This is a genomic window from Limosilactobacillus sp., from assembly GCF_051873035.1.
Classification (GTDB): domain Bacteria; phylum Bacillota; class Bacilli; order Lactobacillales; family Lactobacillaceae; genus Limosilactobacillus.
On the sequence record NZ_JBJEEL010000010.1, the window covers coordinates 52643 to 71398 of the forward strand.

At 47.4% G+C, this 18756-nt stretch carries 17 protein-coding genes; 2 read left to right on the forward strand and 15 right to left on the reverse strand.

The window, feature by feature from the left end:
• Positions 1 to 26 precede the first annotated feature (26 nt).
• The 15 genes from ychF to ACI31H_RS01125 all read right to left on the reverse strand — a co-directional run bounded on the left by ychF (position 27) and on the right by ACI31H_RS01125 (position 16627).
• Positions 27 to 1124 carry a redox-regulated ATPase YchF gene (ychF, locus tag ACI31H_RS01055; protein ID WP_439770147.1) on the reverse strand — a complete coding sequence of 366 codons (1098 nt, stop codon included), beginning with the start codon at positions 1122 to 1124 and terminating at the stop codon, positions 27 to 29.
• A 53-nt stretch (positions 1125 to 1177) separates the two neighbouring features.
• Positions 1178 to 1375: a DUF951 domain-containing protein gene (locus ACI31H_RS01060; protein ID WP_439770148.1), complete on the reverse strand. Its 198-nt coding sequence runs from the start codon at positions 1373 to 1375 to the stop codon at positions 1178 to 1180.
• A gap of 11 nt (positions 1376 to 1386) precedes the next feature.
• The gene (locus ACI31H_RS01065) at positions 1387 to 2274 is read right to left on the reverse strand and encodes a ParB/RepB/Spo0J family partition protein (protein ID WP_439770149.1); all 888 of its coding nucleotides are present in this window, start codon (positions 2272 to 2274) and stop codon (positions 1387 to 1389) included.
• On the reverse strand, positions 2261 to 3031 hold the full coding sequence (locus tag ACI31H_RS01070; protein ID WP_439770150.1) for a ParA family protein: 771 nt from the start codon (positions 3029 to 3031) through the stop codon (positions 2261 to 2263). The genes ACI31H_RS01065 and ACI31H_RS01070 overlap by 14 nt, the downstream gene beginning before the upstream one ends.
• Positions 3032 to 3042: 11 nt before the next feature.
• Positions 3043 to 3993: a nucleoid occlusion protein gene (locus tag ACI31H_RS01075; protein ID WP_439770151.1), complete on the reverse strand. Its 951-nt coding sequence runs from the start codon at positions 3991 to 3993 to the stop codon at positions 3043 to 3045.
• 16 nt (positions 3994 to 4009) lie between these two features.
• The gene (rsmG, locus tag ACI31H_RS01080) at positions 4010 to 4735 is read right to left on the reverse strand and encodes a 16S rRNA (guanine(527)-N(7))-methyltransferase RsmG (RefSeq protein WP_439770152.1); all 726 of its coding nucleotides are present in this window, start codon (positions 4733 to 4735) and stop codon (positions 4010 to 4012) included.
• 217 nt (positions 4736 to 4952) lie between these two features.
• Entirely contained in the window at positions 4953 to 5861 is a 909-nt protein-coding gene (gene rihC, locus ACI31H_RS01085; protein ID WP_439770153.1) for a ribonucleoside hydrolase RihC, read from the reverse strand.
• A gap of 82 nt (positions 5862 to 5943) precedes the next feature.
• The gene (locus ACI31H_RS01090; RefSeq protein ID WP_439770154.1) at positions 5944 to 7146 is read right to left on the reverse strand and encodes a NupC/NupG family nucleoside CNT transporter; all 1203 of its coding nucleotides are present in this window, start codon (positions 7144 to 7146) and stop codon (positions 5944 to 5946) included.
• Between the two features lie 872 nt (positions 7147 to 8018).
• Entirely contained in the window at positions 8019 to 9374 is a 1356-nt protein-coding gene (locus ACI31H_RS01095; RefSeq protein ID WP_439770155.1) for an amino acid permease, read from the reverse strand.
• Positions 9375 to 9728: 354 nt separating this feature from the next.
• Positions 9729 to 10472 (reverse strand): amino acid ABC transporter ATP-binding protein, encoded by a 744-nt coding sequence (locus ACI31H_RS01100; RefSeq protein ID WP_439770156.1) that lies wholly within the window; start codon positions 10470 to 10472, stop codon positions 9729 to 9731.
• A gap of 1 nt (position 10473) precedes the next feature.
• Positions 10474 to 11937 (reverse strand): ABC transporter substrate-binding protein/permease, encoded by a 1464-nt coding sequence (locus ACI31H_RS01105; RefSeq protein ID WP_439770157.1) that lies wholly within the window; start codon positions 11935 to 11937, stop codon positions 10474 to 10476.
• 280 nt (positions 11938 to 12217) lie between these two features.
• Complete coding sequence (gene serS / locus ACI31H_RS01110) at positions 12218 to 13516, reverse strand: serine--tRNA ligase (protein ID WP_439770158.1); 1299 nt, start codon at positions 13514 to 13516, stop codon at positions 12218 to 12220.
• A gap of 380 nt (positions 13517 to 13896) precedes the next feature.
• On the reverse strand, positions 13897 to 14820 hold the full coding sequence (locus ACI31H_RS01115; protein WP_439770159.1) for an FAD:protein FMN transferase: 924 nt from the start codon (positions 14818 to 14820) through the stop codon (positions 13897 to 13899).
• A gap of 8 nt (positions 14821 to 14828) precedes the next feature.
• A complete protein-coding gene (locus ACI31H_RS01120) occupies positions 14829 to 16049 on the reverse strand; it encodes an NAD(P)H-dependent oxidoreductase (protein ID WP_439770160.1) in 1221 nt (406 codons plus the stop codon).
• Positions 16049 to 16627, reverse strand: a complete 579-nt coding sequence (locus tag ACI31H_RS01125; RefSeq protein ID WP_439770161.1) for an NADPH-dependent FMN reductase — start codon at positions 16625 to 16627, stop codon at positions 16049 to 16051. Before ACI31H_RS01125 ends, ACI31H_RS01120 begins: the two co-directional genes overlap by 1 nt.
• A gap of 218 nt (positions 16628 to 16845) precedes the next feature.
• Here ACI31H_RS01125 and rlmD point away from each other — a divergent pair, with 218 nt between their 5' ends.
• Entirely contained in the window at positions 16846 to 18234 is a 1389-nt protein-coding gene (gene rlmD / locus ACI31H_RS01130; protein ID WP_439770162.1) for a 23S rRNA (uracil(1939)-C(5))-methyltransferase RlmD, read from the forward strand.
• A 63-nt stretch (positions 18235 to 18297) separates the two neighbouring features.
• Positions 18298 to 18702: a hypothetical protein gene (locus ACI31H_RS01135; RefSeq protein ID WP_439770163.1), complete on the forward strand. Its 405-nt coding sequence runs from the start codon at positions 18298 to 18300 to the stop codon at positions 18700 to 18702.
• Positions 18703 to 18756: the final 54 nt, after the last annotated feature.

The window sequence follows — 18756 nt, forward strand, 5'->3', positions numbered from 1 at the left end:
GAAACTCCTCTCTTCGCTCACTGCGGTTAGACATTGAAGCGGAATTCAACAATGTCGCCATCTTGCATTACGTAGTCCTTACCTTCCAGACGGAGCTTACCAGCTTCCTTAACGGCCGCTTCGGAGCCCAGCTTATCGAGGTCTTCAAAGCTCATTACCTCAGCCCGGATAAAGCCCCGTTCGAAGTCAGAGTGGATAATTCCGGCTGCTTGGGGCGCCTTAGTTCCCTTCCGGTAGGTCCAAGCCCGCGTTTCCGGACCACCAGCAGTAAAGAAGGTTTCTAGACCCAGTAACTTGTAGGCCGCGCGAATCAGACGGTTTAACCCTGGTTCCTTTACGCCTTCCATTTCCAAGAAGTCGGCCTTGTCAGCGTCATCCATTTCAGCAATTTGTTCTTCGGCAGCAGCAGCAACACCGATTACTTCACCATCGCCCTTAACGTGTTCCTTAATCGCATCCATGTACTTGTTGCCGTCTGGGTCGGCCATGTCATCTTCCGCGATGTTGGCAACGTACAGAACCGGCTTACTAGTTAGCAGGAAGAGCCCCTTAACAATCTTCTTTTCATCGTCGCTAAAGTCAATTGACCGGACACTCTTACCATCTTCAAGAACTGGCTTAATCTTGTTTAATACGGCAAGTTCGGCCAGGGCATCCTTATCACGGCCCTTAGCTGCCCGTTGAACCTTAGATAACCGCTTATTAACTGCGTCGAGGTCGGCCATTACCAATTCTAGATTAATGGTGTCGATATCTTCAATTGGGTCCACCTTACCGGAAACACTGGTGATGTCGTCATCATCAAAGGCCCGGACCACGTGTACAATGGCATCCGTTTGCCGAATGTTTTCCAAGAATTTATTACCAAGTCCTTCACCCTTGCTGGCACCCTTAACGATCCCAGCGATATCAGTAAATTCAAAGGTCGTTGGGACGATCTTCTTGGCCGGAATTAATTCTTGAATCCGGTCCAACCGTTTGTCCGGCACTTCAACCATTCCGACGTTAGGGTCAATTGTGGCAAATGGGTAGTTAGCCATTTCGGCCCCCGCCTTAGTAATCGCGTTAAACAACGTTGACTTACCAACGTTTGGTAAACCAACAATTCCTGCAGTTAATGACATGAGTTTTTCACTTTCCTTTTTTAAATTTTATAAAAATAACGAACAACTAATTATTAGTTTTCCGTGGGCCCTTTTTCAAGGACTTTCTTAAATCCCTTATCAAACTTTTGCCGAGTCATCATCACGACGTGGCCACAACCCTGGCATTGGATCTTAATATCGGCACCAACTCGGGTAATTAGCCAGCGGTTCGTACCACATGGATGGGCCTTTTTCATCAATACCACATCACCTTTGTCGTAAGCTGCCATCGTGTTTCCTCCTAATCTAATGTAATGTTTAACAGTTCTAAAATCCGCGTCAAGTCTTCATTAGACGTGTACGGGATTTCAATCTTCCCGGCACCGCGTTTGCGACTTTGGGCCACTGCCACCTTGGTCCCAAATTTACTCTGCAACTGGGCCTCCGCTTCTCGAATATACACCGGCTTGCGGGTGCCCTTCCGAGCGGCCTTCTTCTTGGCCGTTCCGTTCATCCGGGCAACCACGTCCTCTAGCTGACGAACGGTCAGGTTATCGGCCATTGCTCGTTTAGCCAGGGCCACCAGCTTTTTCTTATCCTTTAGGCCCAGAATCGTTCGTGCCTGCCCCATTGACAGCCGGCCGTCATTTAAAGCTTCCTTAATTAACTTTGGCAGCCCCAGTAGACGGAGGTAGTTAGCAATGTACGGACGACTCTTTCCTAAGCGTCTAGCAACTTGGGCCTGGGTAAGGGACAACTTATCCATTAAGGTCTGGTAAGCCTGGGCCTCTTCTAGTGGCGTCAAATCCTCCCGTTGGAGGTTTTCTAAAACTGCCACTTCCATCATTTGTTCGTCACTCATGTTACGGACAATTGCTGGAATCGTCGTCTGCTTAGCCAATTTGGAAGCGCGGAACCGCCGTTCACCGGCAATTAGCTCGTAGCGTTCAACTGCCGGGTCGGGTTGCCGTAAAATAATCGGCTGGAAAACCCCACTTTCTTCAATGGACTTCGCTAACTCTTGTAATGCTGCCCGATCAAAGGTCCGGCGCGGCTGGTAAGGATTAGGCCGGATAAGCGTTAGCTTAATATCTTGAACCGTTTCACCAGCGGCTGGTTCTGCAATCGTGTTTTCTTCAAACAAGGCCTCGATTCCCCGACCGAGGCCGCCCTTTTTACGCCTTGCCATTATTAGCCAACACTTCCTTTGCTAATTCCTTGTATACGCGTGCACCGGTCGACCGCTTGTCGTAGTCGATGATTGCCAGCCCATGACTTGGGGCCTCCGAAAGCCGGACGTTACGGGGAATTACCGTCTTATAAATTTGATCCCCGAAGAACTTTTTAACCTCAGCATTGACCTGCTGACCCAAGTTGGTCCGCTTATCATACATTGTTAAAAGTACCCCTTCGATCCGTAATTCGGGATTAAAGTGCCGTTGAACCAACTTAATGGTGTTAATCAGCTGGCTCAACCCTTCCAAAGCATAGTATTCACTCTGGACAGGAATGAGGATCGAATCACAGGCAGTAAAGGCGTTAATTGTCAACAAGCCCAGCGAGGGTGGACAGTCAATCAGGATAAAGTCGTACTGCTTCCTAACATCACCAAAGGCATCCTTGAGCCGCGTCTCCCGGGCCATCAGGTTTGTCAACTCAACTTCTGCTCCCGAAAGGGCAATCGTGGTCGGCGCAATATCCAGGCCGGGATGGCTGGAATGACGAATGACGTTGGCCAACGGCTCATCATTAATTAAAACGTCATAAACACTCTTTTCAATCTCACGCTTTTCAACCCCTAACCCGCTCGTGGCATTACCTTGCGGGTCAAGATCAATTAAGAGCACGTGCTGGCCCTGGTCAGCTAGGCAGGCCCCCAGGTTAACGCTGGTCGTCGTCTTACCGACCCCACCTTTTTGGTTAGCTAATGCAATTACTGAACCCATTAATCTGCCTCCTACTGTTTCTTCGGAATCTCAATTACTAGTTGGTAAACCTGGTCATCATCTTTTTCCGTCGTCGTCACGGTAAAGCCGCTATCGGTTGCCATCTTAATCGACTTCTTAATCGTGTTCAACGCTAACCGGGCATCGTTAATTTGCTTAGCCGGTTTGGCCTTGGTCCGCCGTTTTTTCTTACCCTTAGGGGCCTTTGCCGGGGAAGTCGGTTGCACTGAGGTGGCCATTTCAGCTTCCGGCGCCATTTCAGCCAATTCCCGTTTCCGGGCAGCCGCCTTTTGCTTGGCCACTTCTGACGGTAGGGGCCGCCCCAATTCACGTGCGACCTCATCTTCCGTTTGCCGGACCGTCAGCCGGTTATTAACTACCTTCATTAGCATATCCCGCTGCTGCTTTTCATCGAGGTCCAACATGGCCCGTCCATGCCGTTCCGAAATCCGGTGGTCAAGGATGGCCGTTTGCACCGGCTTGATGAGCTTTAAAAGCCGTAGCTTATTAGCGACAAAGGACTGGCTCTTACCCATGCCCTTAGCCAGGGCGGCCTGGGTTAAGTGGTTTAAGTCCATTAACCGCCGGTAAGCCTGCGCCTCTTCTACTGAACTCAGCTGCGAACGCTGTAGGTTTTCAACCAGGGCCAAAGAAGCCGCCTCGTGATCACTCATCTTTTCAATAATCGCCGGTGCCGTCTCCCATTGCAGTAACTTCATTGCCCGAAAGCGGCGCTCACCAGCAATAATTTCGTACTTGGCCGGCTCGTATTGACGTAACACAATTGGTTGAAGCAGACCATGCTCATCAATTGTTTGGGCTAACTCCTGGATACCTTCGCGGTCAAAAACCTGACGGGGCTGGTAGCGGTTGGGCACGATCTGGTCGAGCTTAACATCAACTACCTTTTGTTTGGCATTATTGTTATCGCTTTTGCCAAAGTTAAATAATGAAAAGGCCATTGTTTATCCTCCTCTCTTATTGTAACGGCTTTTTATTCGGTAATCCCGGCCGCCGGGGATACTTCTTAGGGGTCGTCGTTACCTTATCAATTATTACTATTTTACGCTGTTCATCCGTTCCTGGCAGGGTTAACGCCAGTTCCTTTTGAACCTGACCGCCCAGTTTATTAATTGCCCCCTGAGCCGCAGCCAATTCTTCATCTGCGGCGCTCGCCTTATAAGCAATTAGTTCACCGCCAACCTTGGCCGCTGGTAAGCATAATTCACTCAAGACGCTCAACCGGGCTACTGCCCGCGCAGTTACCAGGTCATACTGTTCCCGGTGGGCTGACTGCTTAGCAGAAAAGGTCTCTGCCCGGTCATGGACTAAGGTAACCCCCGTTAGACCCAGCTTAGCTACCAATTCCTGTAAGAAGTTAATCCGTTTGTTCAAGGAATCAACAATGGTCACCTTCAACTGTGGGAAGGCAATCTTGAGGGGGAGCGATGGGAACCCGGCTCCCGCACCAATATCACACAATGTTAAGGGTTCATTTTGGAGGCGTGGTTCGGCGAATGCCCCCGTCAGTGAATCATAAAAATGTTTGAGGTAAACATCATTTTCGGCCGTAATTCGGGTTAAGTTGACCCGCTGATTAGCCGCTACCAATAGGTGATAGTAGTCAGCAAATTGAGCCATTTGATGATCAGTTAGGTCAATCCCGTGGTCAGCCAGTATTTGTTGAAATTGTTCTGGGTTCATTAAATAAGTACTCCTTTTCGTGAAACATTTATGTTTCACGTACTCTTATACTGTAACCTAAATTGGTCGCCCTTTCAACTAACTGGACCCACGAATTAAGAATAATTTCCCGGGAAATTAACCCGCTTCAGCGTAAGCACTATTTCCCTTTAAAACCAAAACGGGCGGACGGTAAAGTAACTTACCGTCCGCCCGTTATCTCAGTGCCAAATTAGTTCTACTTCATCTTGCTAACTTCGTCTAGGAACCACTGGTTGAAGTAGTCGGCATCAATATCTAGGCAAACCTCGGCATTCGTCTTACCGTCATGGTAAGCGCCACGAATGTCAGCCACCGTTGCTCCAATTGCTGGGCCATCAGTTTGAACATCAACCCACATCTTCTTGGTGGTAAATGCTTCGGGGTGAAGTAGGTAGAAGATGGTGTTAACGTCGTGCATTGGCCGACCTTCATCAGTCCCGTCATTGTAGTGGGTAATCAAGGCATGGAGCATTTCACCAGTCTTGTTCATCTTACCCAACTTTTCAATGGTGCCCTTAGTTAAGAGGGCCTTCAAGGTAACATCCAGACCAACCATCACAATCGGAATACCGGCATTGTACATAATCCGGGCTGCGTCTGGGTCAGTGAAGACGTTAAATTCAGCGGCACTAGTCATGTTACCACCAGAAACGGAACCACCCATGGCAACGATCCGCTTGATGTGGCTCTTTACTTCTGGGTATTCACTGAAGAGCAATGCGATGTTGGTGTAAGAACCAGTTGGTACCAGGGTAACCTCATCTTCAGCCATGATGGCGTCATGAAGTGCCTCAACCGCAGTCTTGTTAATCGGCTTACCGTAGTCTTCACCGAAGTCGTAGCCAGGCATCCCAGATTCACCGTGGATCCGGGCCGCATCTTCAAACGGCTTGATCAGTGGTTGTTCAGCCCCGGCTGCCACCGGAATATCCTTACCAAAGAAGTGAACGATCTTTAGCGCGTTGGCAGTCGTCTTATCAACAGTTACGTTACCAGCAACGGCGGTAACCAACTTCAGGTCAATTGATGGGTCGTTAATCGCCATCGTTAAAGCTGCAGCGTCATCAATTCCGGGATCAGTATCCATAATAATTTTAGTAGTCATATCTATTTTCTCCTAATTTTTAGGTTGCAAGCGTTTTCGAAACAAGGGTTAAAAAAAGCAGCCCGGAAGCTGCTTTTTAGTTTTACCAAACGAACAGGCCAACAAAGGCAGCTGATAAGAGTGATACTAAGATACCAGACAACAGCAGGTAACCAATGTTTGAGGCGATGTAGTCGTTATCTTCCTTGTTAGCCAAGCCCTTGAAGGCACCGATGATCATACCAAGGGTACCAAAGTTGGCAAAGGAGGTAACGAAGACAGTCAAGACAGCCTTCAAGTGTTCTGGGTAGTGGGCGATGTCCCCCGTAACCTTACCCATAACAACGAATTCGTTAGTAACTAACTTCATACCCATGTCTTGGGCCAGTTGCCATGCTTGGTGAACTGGCAGACCAAGTAACCATGAGAATGGGAACATGATAACACCAAGGATGCTTTCCAGTGATAATGGCTTCCAGAACAATGCCAGAATCTTATCAATCAAAGCAGCCAAGGCAACGAAGGCAACAACGTTAGCAACGATGATCAGGATCAGCTTACCAGCACCTAGGATGGAGTCACCCAAGAAGCTGAAGAATGGTTCCTTCTTACCGTTATCAGTTGCACCAACCTTTTCAATGGTATCTTCTTCTGGTGCCAACTTAACTGGGTTCAACATACTAGTAGCAATTAAAGCGTTAATAATGTTGATTGGAACCGCAGTTAAAATGTATTGACCAGGCATCATTTCGATGTAGGCACCCAGGATGGAGGCCGTAACACAAGACATTGACATCATGGCCAAGGTCAGGTTACGTTCCTTGCTCATCTTCCGAATTTGCATACCAGAAACGGCCAAAACTTCAGTGTTACCTAAGAACATCATTTCAACAGCGAAGAAAGATTCGAACTTCGGTTGACCAGTGATGTAGGAAAGTCCACGTCCGATCCACTTGATGATCCATGGCAAGAAGCCGATGTAAGTCAAGATATCGAACAATGGAACAATCATCAGGATTGGCATCAGTGCAGAACAAATGAAGTTTAAGTTCTTAACGTTGTACCAATCACCTAATGCAAAGACCGTACCTTTTGCTGATACGTCAACAATCCAAACGAATCCATCAGCGGCAGCCTTAACACCGGCCCGCCCGGCTGAAGAACCAGTCAGGAACCAGGCCAGAATTAAGTTCAGCACGACCATGATGGCAACCGTCTTCCAATTGATGGCTTTGCGGTTCTTAGAGAACAGCCAACCAATCGCTAGGAAAACAATCAAACCTAGAATATTGATTGCAAGATACATGGTTGTAATACACCCCTTATAAAAAAATCCATGTAATAAACATTGTTGTCTACACTACTAGAATCGATAAATCAATAATTGCTTTGTGCGGTGAGACAACTTTACGATCTAAGAATATCCTACTTCGGCACTTGTGTAAAGGCTTAAATAATTCAAAGATTGTGAAATGATAGTCCTTCCATTGGGCCGTTCGGTATTAAAACGGTTTACGTGCGGCGTTGCTGAAACGTTTTACTATTTACGTAAGCGTTCACAAACTTTTTAAACTTTTTTGTAAGCGCTCACCTTGTGAATAAAATACGGGAATAAAAAGTGCAAAAAAACGGCGACCAGGTCGTTTTAACTTCGACTGGTCGCCCGCCCCTGCCAAGGACATTCATTATAACCCTTATTATAAGTTGAAACAAAAAAGCGGAGACAAATTAATGTCTCCGTGCTTCCCATGAAGAGGTAACAACTGCACTTAATTTAATTAAGGTTCGTTGGTAACGTGCCCTTGTGTTTGTTCTTCCGCCAAGGATGAAGAACTAAAGCTTAATCATTTAAGGTTGTAGATATGGCCACTAATTTTTAGCTAACATACTTTTCAAGGAAACTAAAGTGTTTCATGTGGAGTGGGGTGTCGTTAATTATCGTGTTATTAATTAACTAGCTTCAAAGTAGTTTATTATGAGAAGATGTTCGTTCAAAATCAGCCATTACCTCTTCACATCTTTAGTATAGTTCATCCCCCTATCAAGGTCAAACAAACCGCGTCACGTCAACGTTAGTAGCAGTTTTACAAGTTAGACAAACCACCCTCAATCAGCGGATCTCAAATTGGTTTTTAAACTCTTTAACCCGCATTTGATTAGTAACTAATTAAAAAAATTTTATTTATTTTTTCCCTTTGCAGTGTAATTAAAGCCCCAGGCAAGGAGGGCAAAGATAATCACCGAAATAATCAGTGGAATCCGGGTCGCATCGATAAATAGCAATACCACTAATACCCCAAAGAAGAAGATAATCGTTAACCAGCTCGTTACCGGGTAACCGGGCATCTTGAACTGCTTAATCCCTTCCGGATGGGCCTGGCGGAACTTAATGTGAGCAAACATGATGATCAACCAGGTAAAGATAAAGGTAATCGTCGAGACCCCGGCAATCACTTCGAAGATTCCGGCTGGCATAACATAGTTCAAAACTACCGTAATGAAGAGAACGAGGGTCGAAAAGGTCAGGGCCCGGTTGGGAACCGCCTGCGGACTGAGTTCTTTAAACCGCCGCGGGGCGTTTCCACTAACGGCCAGTGCGTACAGTGACCGGCTAGTACTAAAGATAGCACTATTCGTTGCTGACATGGCCGCCGTTAAAACCACAAAGTTTAAAATACCGGCAGCCCCGGGAATACCGATTGCCGCGAATACCTGGACAAAGGGACTCGAACTAGTTTTAACATTGAACCACGGGTAGATTGACATCAGCGCAATCATTGATCCAATGTAGAAAAGACCGATCCGGACCGGCAGGGTATTAATAGCCTTAGGAATGTCCTTTTGCGGATTACGGGTCTCCCCGGCGGTCAGACCGACCATTTCAATTCCGACAAAGGCAAAAACAACCATTTGAAAGGACAAGAGAAAACCCATTGGCCCGGTCGGGAAAAAGCCTCCCTGGTTAACTAGGTTGGCCAGGGAAACGGTCCGGCCACTAACCTGGCCATGCATAACAATGAGCACCAGGCCGACGAGAATCAGGGCCACAATCGCCAGAACCTTAATCATCGAAAACCAACTTTCCAGCTCACCAAACAGACCAACATTAATCATGTTAACCAGCATTAAGGCCACCACGATTACTAGCGGGCCCACCCACTGGGGAAGGTGGGGGAACCAGTAACGGAGATAAATTCCCGTGGCAGTTAAGTCCGCCATTGCCAAGGTTAACCAGCAGGCCCAGTACATCCAACCGGCGATAAACTCCATTCGGTCACCAAGGTAGTACTGGATGGCATCGATGAACGAGTGGCGGGACGGGTCTTCCAATAATAACTCACCGAGCGCCCGCATCATGAAGAAGATAAAGATACCGACAATCAAGTAGGAAAGGATGATTGACGGCCCGGCCGCGTGAATTGCAGAACCAGAGCCCAGAAAGAGTCCTGTCCCGATGGCACCACCGATAGCAATCATCGTAATGTGACGGCTCTTTAACGAGCGTTTTAGTTTTTCGTTTTGCTGTTCATCCATAACTATGCCTCCTTAATTGTTACTGACTCGTTCGTAAGCCAATAAAAAACGTCCCTGGTACTCAAATACCAGGGACGTTTTTTAACGCGGTTCCACCCATCTTTATAACTGTCGATAACAGTTACCTCTCGGTTGATATTGGAACCACCCACTTTTACGAACATGCCATTATGTTGGTCCCGACTTTCAGCTCCTGCCGGGCTCTCTGTTAGCCAACATTAGAATTTACTCATAATTATAATCATCTACCGTTAAATGTCAAACATCAATTATATAAATTGGAGAATCATTCGGGCTTTGTAAGCCTTATCATTATTAGCAGGGCATTTATTCGCTTTTATTTTAAATTACTCATTAAACGTTAAGAACCTTGTCCAAGAAGTTCTGTGTATCCGGATGTTGCGGATGATCAAAAATCTGTTCAGGGGTTCCCTGCTCACGAATATTACCGTCGTGGAAGAAAACCACTCGGTCAGCTACTTGCTTAGCAAAGCCCATTTCGTGGGTCACAACGATCATCGTCATTCCCTGTTGGGCGAGGTTCTTCATTACGGCCAACACATCACCAACCATTTCGGGATCCAGTGCACTGGTGGGCTCATCGAACAGCATTACGTCTGGTTTCATCGCCAGGGCCCGGGCAATCGCCACCCGCTGTTTTTGCCCCCCGGAGAGGGTTTTCGGGTTAACGTTGGCCTTATCCTTTAGGCCGACAATGTCAAGGTAGTGGAGGGCCTCCTTAGCTACCGTTGCCTTGTCCGCCTTCTTTAGCTGGACGGGCGCCAGGGTAATGTTATCAATGACACTCATGTTGGGGAAAAGATTGAAGTGCTGGAAGACCATCCCGATGTTTTCCCGAACCTTATTAATGTTAACACTCGGGTCCGCAATGTCGTAACCATCGACGTAGACGTGACCACCATTAGGAATTTCCAGCCGGTTAAGGCACCGTAAAAAGGTACTTTTACCGGATCCAGAAGGGCCAATCATGCAGACCACTTCACTGGGCTTAACATTGAGGTTAATTCCTTGCAGGACTTCATTTTTACCGTAACTCTTGTGTAAGTCTTTTACTTGTACCTTATATTGTTTGTCCATATTAAGCCATCCTCTTTTGAATGTAGTTTGATAACCAAGTCAACAGGGTAATGATAATGATGTAGATCGTACCGATAATTAACCACATCTTGAACCCTTCCATGTTTTGCGAAATGATGACCGTCCCCGTTTGGGTCAGCTCCATTACCCCAATGGCGGATAGAATTGACGTATCCTTCAAGGTAATGATGAACTGGTTGACCAACGATGGCACCATAATCTTGATCCCTTGTGGCGCAACCACCTTAACTAGGGCCTTGCGGTATGGAAGCCCTAGGCTACGAGCGGCTTCCCATTGGCCAGGATCAACGGCATCAAAGCCGCCCTTAACGATCGCACCGATGTAGGCCCCTTCATCCAGCATCAAAGTCATTACCCCGGCTAAGAATAGTGGTACCTTGTGCCCTAATACATTTGGCAGCCCCATGTAGATAAAGAAGGCTAAAACGATCATTGGCAGGCCCCGGAAAATGTAGATAATAATGCTCGAGACGGCATTGGCCACCTTGTTTTGCATTACCCCAAGGACACCGAGGATCAACCCAAAGATCATGGCGAGGATAATACCAACCACCGTTAGCTGAACGGTCATCCATAAACCATTTAACAGGGCGGCCCGGTTAGCCTTGATAAGGCCCCAAACAGTCCGGCTGGCGGTACTGCTCTTAGTCGTCTTTGTGCTCTTGGTGTACTTGTTAATAATTTGCTTCATCTGGCCGGTCTTCTTCAGCCACGTGATACCATCATTAACCTTATTTTGGAGGGCCAAGTTTTTACCCTTCTGGAAACCAACGGCCACGGGTTGGGCGTTAATTGGCTTCTTGGTAACCACCTTCAGCGGTACCCCTGTCCGGATACCGTATTCAAGGACCGGCCCATCATCAAAGGTGGCCGCCGTGTTACCGTTCTTAACGTCGTTCCACATTGTATTGGAAGAATCAAAGTACTTAATCTTGTAGCCGTACTTCTTTTGGTTCTTCTTGACGAAGAGGGCGGCACTCGTTCCAGACTTAGCCGAAACGGTCTTTCCCTTTAGCTGGCTCAGCGATTTAAGCTTACTATCCTTCGCAACCGCCATCATGACACCGTCAGTGTAGTAGGGCTTAGAGAAATCAAACTTTTCCTTCCGCTCATTTGTAACACTCATCCCGGCAATCACGGCGTCGACCTGACCACCCTCCAGCGCTTGTAAGTCACCGTTAAAACTCATCGGCTTTAAGCGGTACTTGAAGTGCTCGTGTTTAGCAATCTTCTTTAACATTTCAATTTCAATTCCGGGGTTCTTGCCGGAATAGCCACCCTTACTATCTTGAATTTCGAATGGCTCAAACGTGTTGTTAGTAGCAAAAGTGTAAGTCGGTTCGGCGGCAAACACGCTCTGTGGTTCAACCAGCATCCACCCGACTGCAATCCCAATGACTGCAACTAAGGCGGTTATCCATTTTGTAAATACCGTTTTCCGCATTATCAACCGACTCCCTTTTTAATCAAATTAACATTGTTACAACTTTATCATCGAAAGTACTAGGATGTAATAGTTTGAAGCAAAGTCCGTTAATATCCAAGATGGTAGCGCTTTTATATTTTGATTATTAAGATTTATCCCCGCTGATCGGTTAATTTAAATAAGTTTGATTAGAGCTAAAATAAGAAAACAATGAGAAAACGCCAAGAGTATCTAAAAAGGCCGGTAACCCTCGGATTTTTTCCGAGGGTTACCGGCCTTAATACTTATATAGTTGAACTTACTTGTTCCGGAATGGAACCGCGTTTTCCTTAGTAATCTTAGTAACACCGTGCATGTATGGTACCAGTACCTTTGGAATCGTTACGGAACCGTCGGCATTTTGGTAGTTTTCCAAAATAGCCGCGACCGTCCGGCCAACAGCTAAGCCTGAACCGTTCAGCGTGTGAACGTATTGCAGCTTGCCGTTTTCATCACGGTACTGGGTGTGCATCCGCCGAGCCTGGAAGTCCAAGCAGTTAGAACAACTAGAAACTTCACGATACTTGTTTTGGGCTGGCATCCACAGTTCCAGGTCATGGGTTTCAGAAGCAGTGAAGGACATATCACTAGTCGTCAGAGTGATGACGTGATATGGGATTTCCAACTTCTTGAGGATGCTTTCGGCGTTGGCCGTCATCTTCTCCAATTCATCCCATGAGTCTTCCGGCTTCGTGTACTTAACCATTTCGACCTTGTTGAACTGGTGCATCCGGATCAAGCCCCGGGTATCACGACCAGCGGCCCCGGCTTCGGACCGGAAGCAAGGGGTCAGCGCCGTTACATAAACGGGTAGTTCTTCTGCCGGGATTACTTCACCGCGGTAGTAGTTGGTCAATGGAACTTCGGCCGTTGGGATCAGCGTCATATCTTCACCGTTAACTTGGTAAACCCCGTCCTTGAACTTCGGGAATTGACCGGTGCCGTACATGGAAGCCGCGTTAACAATGTATGGTGGCAATACTTCGGTATAACCATCCTTCATGTGTTCATCGAGCATGAAGTTGTATACCGCCCGTTCCAATTGTGCACCAAGGCCCAGGTAGTAAACAAAGCGGGCACCAGAAACCTTACCAGCCCGGTCAAAGTCCAGGATCCCTAACTGTTCACCAACGTCCCAGTGGTGCTTAGGCTGAAAGTCAAAGTCCCGAATCTTACCAACCTTACGCAATTCGACTGCCCCATCTTCGGTTAGGCTAACCGGGACCCCTTCATGTGGGATGTTCGGCAGGCGAGACATCTTATCATGCAGTTCCTCGTCATTAGCTTCGACTTGTTCATCTAGCTTCTTGATCTGCTCACCGAGTTCCCGAGTCTGCTGGATAGCTTCCTCAGCAGATTCACCGTTCTTCTTCGCTTCACCGATCTTCTTGGAGGCAGTGTTTCGTTCCGCCTTCATTGCTTCGGTCTTTTGTAGTAGGTCGCGCCGCTTTTGGTCCAAGGCGATGACTTCGTCAATTTCTTCGGCCTTAATTCCCCGGGTTGCGAGCTTTTGCTTATAGAAATCAGGGTTTTGCCGAATCTTCTTAATATCTAACATCGTGTTTCCTCCTTACAAAAAGAGCCATTCCATCCTCAAAAAATTTTGGGACGAAATGGCTCTTAGTTCCGCGGTACCACCCAAGTTTGACATCGTAATGTCACCCTCGTGATGGATAACGGTCATCGGCCGTGCGGCATTACCCGCCCACGATTATCCTGCACCGGAGTTTCGGTCAACTGCTTCCACCACCCGCAGTCTCTCTAGACGACCTACTTGAAATGCATCCGTGTTTCTTATTTCGCCATTATCATATTACATCTTTACGAATTAAGCAATCATTATTTTAATAAAGTTCAGTCTAAAAAGGGTGTGACAGTAGTCGTAAACAACTTCTGTCACACCCGACTTATTTTGAATGTTACCTAAAGACTTAACAATTAAAGGTTAACATTTTCGATTTGTTCATCATTGTGAATGAAGACTGCACCACGGTTTCCTGGTTGGTCAGCCCATCCGGCAATCGGTGCCCCATTAAAGAATAGGCGCTTGGCCTCCACTTCCCCGAGCACGGACTTATCCGTAAAGACCGTCACACTGCTCAGATCCGTTTCCAGTGGGTAACCCGTCCGCGGATCCAGGAGGTGGTGGTATCGTTTACCATCCTTTACCAGGAAACGCTCGTAAATTCCCGAAGTTACCGCTGAGCAGGCCGGCTGACGGACAGTCTCGAGGTCCTGGCCCCGCTTAAGCTGCGGGTCTTGTACCCCAATTATCCACTGACCATCCGACCGTCGTGGCGATTGACCAACAAAGAGGAGGTTACCACCGAGGTTAATAATCCCGGCTGGTACCCCCTGTGCCGCCCAGAAATCACGGATCCGGTCGGCAATATAGCCCTTTGCAATTCCACCAAGGTCGAGCTCCATTCCCGCCTCTTCTAAGAAGACGGTCTGGTTTTCATCATCTAATAATACCTTGTAGGGATCGGTCAGTGCGAGTCGCTCCTTGATAGCGGCCGGACTAGGAACGTTCGCCCCGGCAAAACCAATTTTCCATAACTTAACTAAGGGCCCAATTAAGGCATTAAAGCCAAAATTCTCCCGGCTATAATGAACGGCCAACTTGATTAACTCATAGGTGGTCGGTGAAACCAGCTTCGGCATTTTACCTGCCGCCTGATTTACCGCCATGACTTCCGAGACGGGACGGTTAACGGTCAACCGGTCCTCGTAACCATCAATTAACTTCATCGACTGGTCCAAAACGGGGTAGTACTGGTCACCATACACCGTTAGTACAATTTTAGTACCAAGGGCGTGGTGAACTAGACTGTGCTTTTGGGCCATTAATTCACTCGCCATGGGTCAAATTAGTTTTCAGAAGCACCAGTAGTTGCGTCGGCGCTGTCATCATCAGCGTCAACACTGCCACTTTCGGAAGCACCAGTTGAAGCATCGGCGTCGTCAGTTTCACTAGCGGTGTTGTCTGCTACTGGTTCAGTAGCAGAACTTTCGGAAGCGCCAGTGGAGGCATCCGTTGCCGTGGTGTCCTCAGCACTATCATCATGCTTTGAGGCACCGGTGCTGGCATCTGGCTTGTTATCCCAAGCACCATTTTCAAAGAGGTTCAGGATGTATTCAACGCTACCCGTAAATTCAATGGTTCCCAGGTAGTGACCATCGACATCCCGCAGTGCGTAGTATTGGATCAGTGAACGGTGGCCGTTCATCCACAGTGGCCGAGTTACTACATCCTTTTTACCGTCACGGAAACTGTTAATAATTCCCATCACAATCGGCACAGCCTTTGGTGGGTGGCATTCAGTAACTGGTTCGTTCAGGGAAGCCACGTTCCGAACGTGCTCCCGGTTAGGCTTGTCAGAGTACCAAGCGAACCGGTCTGAACTGTCAACCAGGTCGACTTCGAATGGAATTGTACTAAAGATTTGTTGAACTTCCTTTAATGACAGCCGGCCAGTTGGGAAGTTAATGTAAGCATCACTAATTGTTGGGCGTTTAATCGACATCTGGACTTCCTCCTCATTAACATTTTGGAAAATTTGAATGTACTCAATGAAGTTTGTAAAGCACCGTTCAAGGTTATCGCGCATCTCTTCGTTAATCAGGCGACCATCCTTGGAGAAGACCCGACTGGCGCCACCAATCAACACCTCATTACCAGGAAGAAGGTTGGCATCACAGTCTGGTGAGATTAAAATCTGGCGCATTTGGACTTGTGAACGAGCAGATGCCTGGCGGCCATAAGAGACCCCGACGACCATTACCGGCTTATGCTTTAAAACGTGGGTATGATAAGACAGCCATTCCACGGCACTCTTTAACGCTGCCGGAATTCCGTGGTCGTATTCAGGCGTGGAAAAGACTATCCCGTCGGCGGCCTTAACCTTTTCCTTTAACTTCCAAACCTCAGTCTGTTCTTCCAGTGGTACATCCACACTAAAGGCTGGTAGCTTACTAATCTCGTAAAGTTCAATGTCGGCCATTTGCTTGAAGTGCTTCTTCATAAACTGGAGTAAAATCCGGTTGTACGAGAACTTAGCGTTGGTCCCGACTAAAGCTAAAATCTTCATTAGTCCTTTGCCGCCTCCTTCTTTTTAGCAACCATCCCGTTAATGGCTTCGGCGTATGGTTTAAATTCACTAATACACTTGTTTAAGAAGCTAACGGTCCCATCATCAGTGATGTTCCCGTCATCATCAATTAAGTCCGCTACATTACTCATGAAGAATTCTTCCCCTTGGAAGACATGGGCATTAACCCCTGGGGAAATTAAAATATCCCGAAGTTGAACTTGGGAACGGGATGAACCCTGTTCATGGGTTGACGCCCCAATAATCATGACAGGCTTATCTTCGAGCGGGTGTAACTCATAGGAGAGCCACTCGATGACACTTTTAAGTGCAGAAGTAATTGAGTGGTTGTACTCAGGACTAGCAATAATTACCGCATCGGCATCGGCCACGCGGCGGTCAATATCAGCAACGACATCGGGAGTCTTTCCCTTAAAGTTTTCATTAAAGAGTGGAACCTGGCGAATGTCGATTACATCAACATCATCGGTCTCGTGAAGATCCTTTGCAATGTATTCTAACAGCATTCGGTTATAAGAATGGTTCGCATTGGATCCTGCAATTGCAGCAATCTTCAAACTTGTCACTTCCTTACAATTATTTATGCAACATTTCACATGGTTATTTTACTATATTTTTGTCAAAAGCGACACTAATCCGAAACAATTATTAGTGTTCTTTTTATTTATTAGATGATTTTCAACGATTTGCTTATAACTGAGTGATTTTACAGACAAAATTTAAGTACGCGGATGTGCTAAAATGAAGGAACACTAATAAGTAAACGGAGAAAGTAATGATGGTAAATAAAACAAGTGATGTTGAAGTTAAAATCGGCGACCGCTTCCCGCTGACCGTTCGGCGGCTCGGCGTAAATGGTCACGGGATCGGCTACTACAAGCATAAGGTCTGTTTCGTTCCCGGGGCCCTTCCTGGTGAAATCGTCGTTGCCGAAGTAACCCGGATTCACCCCCGCTTTTTAGAGGCAAAAATTCACCGTCTTCGTAAGCAGAGTAAATACCGGGTGACACCGCGCGACTCCTATGCGAACGTTGCCGGGGGCTTTGAGCTCGAAAACTTGGCCTACCCCCAACAGCTCGCTTTTAAGCGTCAGGTCGTCTTGGACAGTCTAGAAAAGTTCAAACCATACGGCTACCGCAACTATGAGGTGCGTAAGACCATCGCGGCACCGGAGGAGTATCACTACCGTAACAAGGCCCAGTTCCAAGTACGGATGATTAATGGGCACGTGGCGGCCGGCCTATATAAGCCTAACAGTCATGACCTAGTCGACATGCAAGAGTGTGCCGTCCAAATGCCCCGGACAATGAAGGTCGTGCGGACCGTTGTCCAACTGATTGAAGACCTCCAAATCCCGGTTTACGACGAGGAGCACAACAGTGGCATCATCAAGACCATCGTCGTTCGTGAATCCTGGACGAGCGGTGAAATACAACTTACCTTTATTACTAACACCCCCAAGCTAATCCATAAGCGGCCCTTACTAGCAGCAATCAAGGACCAGCTTCCGGCAGTCGTTTCCGTCATGCAAAACGTTAACCCCGGTGACACCCCGCTAGTGTGGGGTGAGCAAATGATCCACCTGGCCGGCAAGGAGACGATCACGGAAAGTTTAATGGGGCTGGACTTTGAACTTTCAGCGCGGTCGTTTTTACAGCTCAATCCGGAACAGACAGAAGTTCTCTATGAACAGGCCGCCCAGGCACTGGAACTGGATAAAGGGGATACCCTGATCGATGCCTATGCTGGGATTGGGACCATTGGGCTCTCACTGGCACCCCGGGTCAAGGAGGTCCGGGGGATGGAGATTATCCCTGAAGCTGTCGAAAACGCCAATGACAATGCCCGCCTAAATGGGATTACTAACGCCCACTATGACCTGGGGAAGGCCGAAGAGGTCATGCCGAAGTGGCTAGCTGACGGTTTGACCTTTGACGCCCTTGTCGTGGACCCACCACGTACCGGCCTAGACGAGGAATTAATTCAACAAATTTTACGGGTCAAGCCCCGTAAGTTTGCCTATGTTTCCTGCGGGATGGCCTCGTTGGCGCGGAACCTTCGCCGGCTTACTAGCGTCTACCACGTAGACTACATCCAGCCCATTGATATGATGCCCCAAACAGCCCGGTGTGAGGCCGTCGTTAAGCTTTCGCGTCGGCATTAAATTAGTGCCGGCTAATTGAATGTGTTATCATTAATATCTATAGAAAGAAGTGGACAAAGAGATATGCAAAACCCATTTGGTAATAACAATAACAACGACCAAAACCCATTTAACTTGAATAATCTCCCCCTTCCACCGAACTACGCTAAGATTGTTAATGACCAGGGTGATATCCGCATCTCAAAGGTCGGAATCTCATGGACAACACTGTGGTTTGGCCCGCTCCCAGCACTGTTTCGGGGTGATTATTATAACTTCGTTTTAATGATCGTACTCGACCTGGACTATGCGCTAGTGGCAATGTTCTTTGGCCTTAACTGGTTACTCGAATTTCCGTGGCCGTCACTGGTATTTGCCCTTTTCTACAACATGATGTATTTCCGGCACTCCTTTAACCGGGGTTACCACCCGGCCGATGAACGGTCCAAACAAATTTTGATTAATGCCCGCTATTGGAAAGAAAAATAATTTCCTAAATTTCAAGAATAAGTTAGCCACTGGACTCAAATAAATAATACTGAC